At 24.7% G+C, this 7,085-nt stretch carries 9 protein-coding genes and 1 pseudogene; 2 read left to right on the forward strand and 8 right to left on the reverse strand.

Annotated features, from left to right (window positions below):
- A pseudogene (locus tag M0D11_RS04685) lies at positions 1 to 279 on the forward strand (hypothetical protein); the annotation flags it as partial.
- Positions 280 to 305: 26 nt separating this feature from the next.
- On the opposite strand, the gene M0D11_RS04690 reads toward M0D11_RS04685, so the two are convergent.
- The 7 genes from M0D11_RS04690 to M0D11_RS04720 form a co-directional block, all read right to left on the reverse strand.
- On the reverse strand, positions 306 to 479 hold the full coding sequence (locus M0D11_RS04690; RefSeq protein ID WP_252320554.1) for a hypothetical protein: 174 nt from the start codon (positions 477 to 479) through the stop codon (positions 306 to 308).
- A gap of 273 nt (positions 480 to 752) precedes the next feature.
- Positions 753 to 1,334, reverse strand: a complete 582-nt coding sequence (locus M0D11_RS04695; RefSeq protein ID WP_252320556.1) for an ECF transporter S component family protein — start codon at positions 1,332 to 1,334, stop codon at positions 753 to 755.
- Positions 1,335 to 1,376: 42 nt separating this feature from the next.
- A complete protein-coding gene (gene fmt, locus M0D11_RS04700; protein ID WP_252320558.1) occupies positions 1,377 to 2,324 on the reverse strand; it encodes a methionyl-tRNA formyltransferase in 948 nt (315 codons plus the stop codon).
- On the reverse strand, positions 2,311 to 4,065 hold the full coding sequence (locus M0D11_RS07275; protein ID WP_252320560.1) for a DUF2779 domain-containing protein: 1,755 nt from the start codon (positions 4,063 to 4,065) through the stop codon (positions 2,311 to 2,313). The genes fmt and M0D11_RS07275 overlap by 14 nt, the downstream gene beginning before the upstream one ends.
- Before the next feature lie 84 nt (positions 4,066 to 4,149).
- Positions 4,150 to 4,770 carry an IS1595 family transposase gene (locus M0D11_RS04710; protein ID WP_252318950.1) on the reverse strand — a complete coding sequence of 207 codons (621 nt, stop codon included), beginning with the start codon at positions 4,768 to 4,770 and terminating at the stop codon, positions 4,150 to 4,152.
- 280 nt (positions 4,771 to 5,050) lie between these two features.
- On the reverse strand, positions 5,051 to 5,659 hold the full coding sequence (locus M0D11_RS04715) for a hypothetical protein (protein ID WP_252320562.1): 609 nt from the start codon (positions 5,657 to 5,659) through the stop codon (positions 5,051 to 5,053).
- A gap of 21 nt (positions 5,660 to 5,680) precedes the next feature.
- Complete coding sequence (locus tag M0D11_RS04720) at positions 5,681 to 5,962, reverse strand: hypothetical protein (RefSeq protein WP_174480491.1); 282 nt, start codon at positions 5,960 to 5,962, stop codon at positions 5,681 to 5,683.
- A 212-nt stretch (positions 5,963 to 6,174) separates the two neighbouring features.
- Between M0D11_RS04720 and rpsT the strand changes: the two genes are divergently transcribed.
- Entirely contained in the window at positions 6,175 to 6,435 is a 261-nt protein-coding gene (rpsT, locus tag M0D11_RS04725) for a 30S ribosomal protein S20 (RefSeq protein ID WP_252320564.1), read from the forward strand.
- Positions 6,436 to 6,541: 106 nt separating this feature from the next.
- Here the strand turns inward: rpsT and M0D11_RS04730 are convergent.
- On the reverse strand, positions 6,542 to 7,085 hold a 544-nt coding region (locus M0D11_RS04730), incomplete at its 5' end, for a pyridoxal-phosphate dependent enzyme (RefSeq protein WP_252320566.1).

Here is a 7,085-nt window from a genome sequence, read left to right on the forward strand (position 1 = left end):
GTATCATTAAATAATTTTAATGATATTCCAGAATTTAAAATTGGACAACCTAAATCAAAATTATTAGTTGATACAGATTTAACAAACTATCTAAAAAGTCCAATTTATTCTTTAGGAGAAAGAATTGCTGATCTTATGAAACAAGGTGACCACTTTAAAGTTAAAGTAAGTAAGTCCGTAAATGATGGAATTTATTTTGCAAAAGGTGATGTTATTAAAGTAAAATTTTCAATTGGTGAAATTCAATTTAATAGTGAATATACGCTAACTATTATTTAAAATAATATTTCATTATATTAATTTATCTATATTACTGATGTTAATCTTTTTGTTTGAGATTTACTACCTTCAATAACACTATTATTTTCTGATTCATTTATTTTTTCTACTATATATGTAATAGCAGAAACCGTTCCCACTGCAATAATACCACCAGCAAGTGCAGGAACAATAACAGGCGCACCACCAGCTCCAATCATAATACCACTAATAGCAGCAGCAGAAAGAACAGTAGTTCCAATAACTGTTTCAGATGGTGTTGGATCGATTATATGATTTTTAATTACTTTTTTTTAACTTAGATATTTTTTTAAAACTTTTTTTAATTTTTTTATTCATAAAACCTTTTTCTCCTTATTTTAATTAAAAACCCTTTACCTTAAAACTTAAGTAAATGGGTATAAACTTATATTAAGTTTATAAAATTATACCATATTGTCTATATTAGATATAAATAATGGATAATAAGTAAACTATTCTAAAACAGTTATTTTTTTATTTTTTAAATAATCAAATTCTTGATCATTTCAAAAACTATAATTTGAACTAATTTTATTTTTACTAAGAGCATAATAAAGTGGAATAGCAACAAAATAAGCAAAGATAGCTTGAATACTATCAGTAATTAATTCATTAACTGTAATAGCATAATCTTGATAAATTACTAAATAAGACAATGGGTAAATAAGTAGTAAAATAGCAGCAAAAAAGAAAGTATAAACAGTACTTCATCAAGATTTATTAATTAATAACTTAATAACAAAAAACATTAAAATTCTAATAAAAATTGTAATAGGAATAACCACAATTTTAACACCACTAATTAAATCAAAAATGCCACCCGCAAGTGGTCCTGCAAATAACAGCATTGGTCCTTCAAAAAAAGCACAAAATGGAATAAAAACAGCATCAAATAATTGCAAAGTAGAATTTCCACCAAATAAACTAGTAATTGCTCAACCAAAAAGAAAAGTTGAACAATAACCAATTGTTACTAATAAACCAGTAATAATACCAGTCATTGCTAAATATTTAATTGAGCGAAAACGATACATCTTTTCCTCCTAGATTACCAAAAAATATTAGTTATTTTTTTATTATTTAAAGATAAAACCAATTGCAATTGGATTAATTTTAGAACCATAGTAACAAGCTGCTATAATTTCTTTTTTACCTGCTGGTTGAATAACTTTAATTACTATGTTATTAGTTTTAGTGGCAACAATAATACCTAATTTATTTATTGCAACAATTGTTCCTGGCAGAGCATTTGATAATTCATTAGTTACTGCTACTTGATGAATTTTGTATATATTATCATTCAACGTAGTATAAGCAATTGGTGTATTATACAATCCACGAACATGACATGAAATTAATTGTGCTGAAAGATTTCAATTAATTTTTTCATCACTTCTTTTAATATTTAAACCAAAAGTTACTTTATTTTCATCTTGTTCTTGTTCTTCAATTTCATTATTAATGATTTTTAATAAATATTTTATTAACATATTTTGTGCTAAAGTTATCAACTTATTAACTAAAGAAGTATATGTATCCTCAATACCAATTGAAACTTGTTCTTGAACATAAATTGCTCCTGCATCCATTTTACTTACCATTTTCATTAATGTAATACCAGTAGTTTGTAATCCATTAATAATTGCTCATTGAATAGGGGCACCACCACGCAATGATGGTAATAATGAAGCATGAATATTTAAACATTTATATTTTGGTAAATTTAAAATTGCTTTTGGTAAAAATTGACCATAAGCACAAGTAAGAATAACATCAATATTTAATAATTGTAAATCTTTTAAACTGTCAATAATATTTTCGGGTTGGAAAACAGGGATTTGATATTCTTGTGCCAATTGTTTAATTGCTAAAGGAACAACTTCTTGTTTACGACCAATTTTACGATCTGGCTGACAAACAACACCAACTATTTCAATTTCATTTTTCATTGTTAATAACAATGTTTTTAAAATATTTTCAGAAAAAAAAGAAGAACCCATAAATAAAATTTTAAATTTTTTCATAATTTTCGCCCTCAATTTTTGCTTTGTACATTTCAATAATATTTTTTACATGTCAGAATAATACTACCATACCTAAAGTATCTTGAGCACAATATTTTAACATATTTTCACGAAAATTATGAATTCAATTAGTTAAACTAATGTTATTTTCAACTCTTCTACGAAAAACTTCTGATGCCATATCTCCTTTTTTAATAACTAATCCTTCATAAGAAAAGGAAGGTTCAAATGCTGGTAAAGTTTTTTTAATTGAAAGAGAACCATAAAACTGTTCTTTATAAATTTTAAATTCTTTAAAAAAATCTTGTAAATCAATAGTACCATCATGAATTAATGATAATTTATTTTTATATTGAGGGTAATAATAAGCTAATTTTTTAAGAACAGATTTCTCAAATGATTGATTATAAGCAACATACGTACCCTTACCATGAATATTAATTAAATCATGACATAATTTTTTTGTTAACATTTCTCTTGGATCATCATTGCCATCTGCTAAAAATTCATAATGTTTAATTGATTTATAAGTTTTAAAATCAAAATCTGGTGCTAATAATACATGGACAGAATATTGAAAAGGAATTTGTTGATATGGTTTACTATTTTTAAACTTAGGTATTGCAGATTTCATAGTCTCAAAATCATACATATAAATTGGATATTGGTACTTTTTGTATTCAATTTTTAAATCAACAAATTTATTGCCATCAATTAATTTTTCACCATTTTTAATTACATCATATTGTCTTAAATGTAAATTAGACTTTGTTAAAAATGGTAATAATCTTTCATCATTAATTTCTAAGAAATCTTCTTCATAATATCACAATGCTTTCTTAGTTTTTCTTAAACGATATAATTCAAAAATAGTATTATGAATAGAAAAATATTTAAAAATATGAGGACAAAATTGATTACTATTTTCATGACAATAAGGTAAAGTTAATAATTTAACTATTTCGTCAATATCACTAATTTTAATAATATTCTTAATATTTTCATATTGTAATTTCAAATTATTATTTAAAATTTCATCTTGAATTGATTCAAAAAGACTAAAACTTTTTTTAGTATTTGGACTTTTTTGCCAAGTTGATCCATTAACAATAAATAATTCATTTAAATCTATTTTTTCTTTCTTAACATAATTATTATTTAAATACATAATATAAGTATTAACTACTTTAATTCCACATTTGGTTAAAATATCATACTGATAAAGTAAATCTCACATATGTTCTTCTTTAACTCAAGTTACTGCTTTTACTTCAATTAAATCCCAACCATCATTATTTCGCTTTAAAATATCACACTTAGTAACACAGCCCTGATATTCAAATCTTGGTTCAAATAAAACATCATACTCTTTATTATTAATAATTTCTATAACATTATTACCCGGTTCAGACTCAAAATTAAAACAAGAATATTTTAAAGTAAAATATTCTTGAGCATAGTGCCCAGTTTCAATACCGTCTGCAATTGTTTCACCAAGATAAAATTCAGAATCATCTTCTTCATTATAATTATTTTCAAATGTATCATCGTCTAAATCAGAAATAGTAATTAAATTAGATTTAAATTTACTACTTGTTTTAGTATGCGTTAGTTCAACAAAATTTATTATCTTTTTCTCTTCAATTAAATGCTTAGCTAAAGCATAATTTTTTGCATTTAAAAATCACGAAAGTTTTCGACAAATACGGAAATGCTTATAATCATCTTTATAAATTTTCATGGCTTTTCTCCCTTTATGTACTATTTTTAAATTTTATCACATAAATGCTGAGAAAAGCCTATCTACGGACTTCTCCCCACATTTTTAAATCAAACATAGCATTACAATTTCAAAACTAGGTATCTTATTGAATTTATATGCAGCTTCTTTTGCATATAAATGAACATGATGTTTTGCAACTTTGATATGTGTTTTAAATGTTCTTCTTATATGTTTTCAAACTGATTCAATTTGGTTGGTATTTACACCAGTTTTTGAAACATAGCTATCTTGATGATTGACTGTTTCATGCTTAGTGAAAACCGATTTAAAATCGCAATATCCTTTTCAAAAATCAGTATGTACATGACACTTTGAAGAAATGTGGTTTCTTGCAAACTGCAAAAGATTTTTACTTTTTGCATTTTTCAATACTTTCACAATTAATTTATTGGTTGTTTTTTCATAAATACCAACAATCAAGGTTTTATTCACCAAGGATCTTCCTTGTTTTTTAAAACCCATATGTGAAAGATACATTTCATCCATTTGCACTATGCCCTCAACAATAAATTGTGATTCTTGTTTGGCAATACAAGTTCTGATTTTATGACCCATTCTTCAAGCAGTTTTCAAAGTTACCCCCAATTCTTTTGCAACATCAGTTGATGGAATTCCATGTTTGGTGTTTATTCATCTAAAGATGAGATAAAACCAAGATTTCAAAGGTATTTGTGACTTGTAAAAAATGGTGCCATGAAGAATACTAAATGTTTGATGACATTTCAAACATCTTATTCTTCTTAAATCAGAAGTATTCAAATTTGTTCAATAACACCTGATACATTTATTTTCCTTCAAACTTACTATATATTTCAAACAATCTTGTTCTGTTTGAAAAGTATTGTTGAACTCATTCAATTTCATTGTTTCCTCCACAAGTACATGTGGGGAGAAGTCCGATTTTCATTACATATCACCCAATTGCCTACTTAAAAATAAAGATTTATTTATCTTTTCATCCAGAAAATTTATCATGAATTGCAATTTTAGGTTTTTCTAAATTTTTAGCACGTTTTTTATTTTCTTTATTTTGTAAACGTTCTTCTTCAATTGCAAGTTTAACGGCTTCATTTTCTTTTTTAATTGCTGCTTTTTCTTCTGCTGTCTTTCTTTTTATTTTAATTTTACCACTACGTTTTTTTGACATTTCAATTTTCTTAAGTGTTTCTTCTAAATCTAATTCACAATTTACTTTTCAAATTGTTTCAAATTCTTTCTTTGATAATTGTTTAGTAAACCCTTCTACCTCAAATGCTTTAGTTGCAAATAAATCATTTTTCTTAGAATCATATAATTTTACAATTACATCAAAAACATCACGATAGCGATATTCTTTACTACTACGTGAAACTACTTGTTCAAATTCTACTGTTTTATGTTGCAATTTTAATTCATCACGCATAAAGGATTTAATAATATTTTTTACTTCTTTTTGACGTTGTTTTTTCTCTTCTTTTTTCTTCTTTTTTGCTGAAATGGTTGTAAAAATAAAAATTATTAAAACTACTCCTATAAGCGCTAACATTCATCATTGACTAGATAAATTTCCCATTTTTTATTCCTCTTTTTTGATTTATAAATTTTCCTCGATTACTGCTAATAGTTTAGTTGGACTCATCGGTGAAATTGTTAAAATTAAATTAACATCTTTTTTAATTACAAAATAAAGATGTGTTTTATTTACTCTAATATATTTAAAACTTTTTGTCTCTTCAATATCATAAGACTCATTAATCAATTTTAAACAATATTCACGTAATTGGATATCATTTAAGTCTTGCAATTTTAATCTTGTTCTAATCCTACCAATACTATGGTAAGAAAATTGATAAGGGTTACGAAAATAGTAACTCATTTATTTACCACACCTACATTTATCATTAAAGTTTTTAAACAAATAATTTACATTAAAAGTGTAAAAAAATTAAAATATACTATTAACAAAAAGCTAACACATTAATTATACTGAAAAAATAAAAAATATTATACAACATTTATGATTTTTGTTATAATTATTTTTGTTGTAATTAATCTATAAAACATGTTCAAAACAAAAAAGGAGAAAAAATGGCTAACATTGCATCACAAATTAAAAGAATTAAAACAAACCAAAAAAGAAATGAAATTAATAAAAGTTATAAATCTAAAGTTAAAACTGCTTTAAAAAAAGCTGAAATATCAATAAAAAACAAAGCAGAAAATGCTGCAGTACTTGTTAATGAAGTATGTAGTTTAATTGATAAAGCTGTTGTTAAAGGCATTTATCACATTAATAAAGCTGCTCGTCAAAAATCTAAAATTATGACTAAATTAGCAAAAGCAAAATAACTATAATTTATTTTAAAAAGAGACACTATTAATAGTGTCTCTTTTTAAAATATAATTGATATTTTTAAACTAAATTTTTGTTTTAATAAAATACCAAATTTAAAAACTATTTAGCTAATAATGTAAAGTTAGAACTTGATGCTCTAATCTCAGCAAAAATTTTATTTTTTTGAAATTCATCTGATGTATCCATAACTATAAAAATACTAAAATTACTAATATCTAATTTATTACGATCAAATGTACTGTGAATTTTATAAATAGAGGCACCATTTTTAGTAATAATATTAATAATTTCGCTAATAGTACTATTATTAATTTTACCGTTAACTGAAAAAGGAACTCGTCGATGTGAACTAATTAAGGCGCTATTAATAATTGTTCCTAATGTAGTAATATCAACATTACCACCACTAATTACACAAACAACATTTTTATCTTTACCAATGATTTTATCTAATTTACCAGAAAGAATAGCAGCAACACTAACAGCGCCACTACCTTCAGTTACAATTTTACATTTTTCTAATAAAAATAACATTGCTTGCGCAATTTCTTCTTCGCTAACAGTAACAACTTTATCAACATTTTTCTTTAAAATATTAAATGTTAATTCTCCTGTTTGTTTAAGAACCTGTTTAGGATCTTTT

Origin of the sequence: Spiroplasma endosymbiont of Lariophagus distinguendus (assembly GCF_023846195.1) — a bacterium.
Classification (GTDB): domain Bacteria; phylum Bacillota_I; class Bacilli_A; order Mycoplasmatales; family VBWQ01; genus Spiroplasma_E.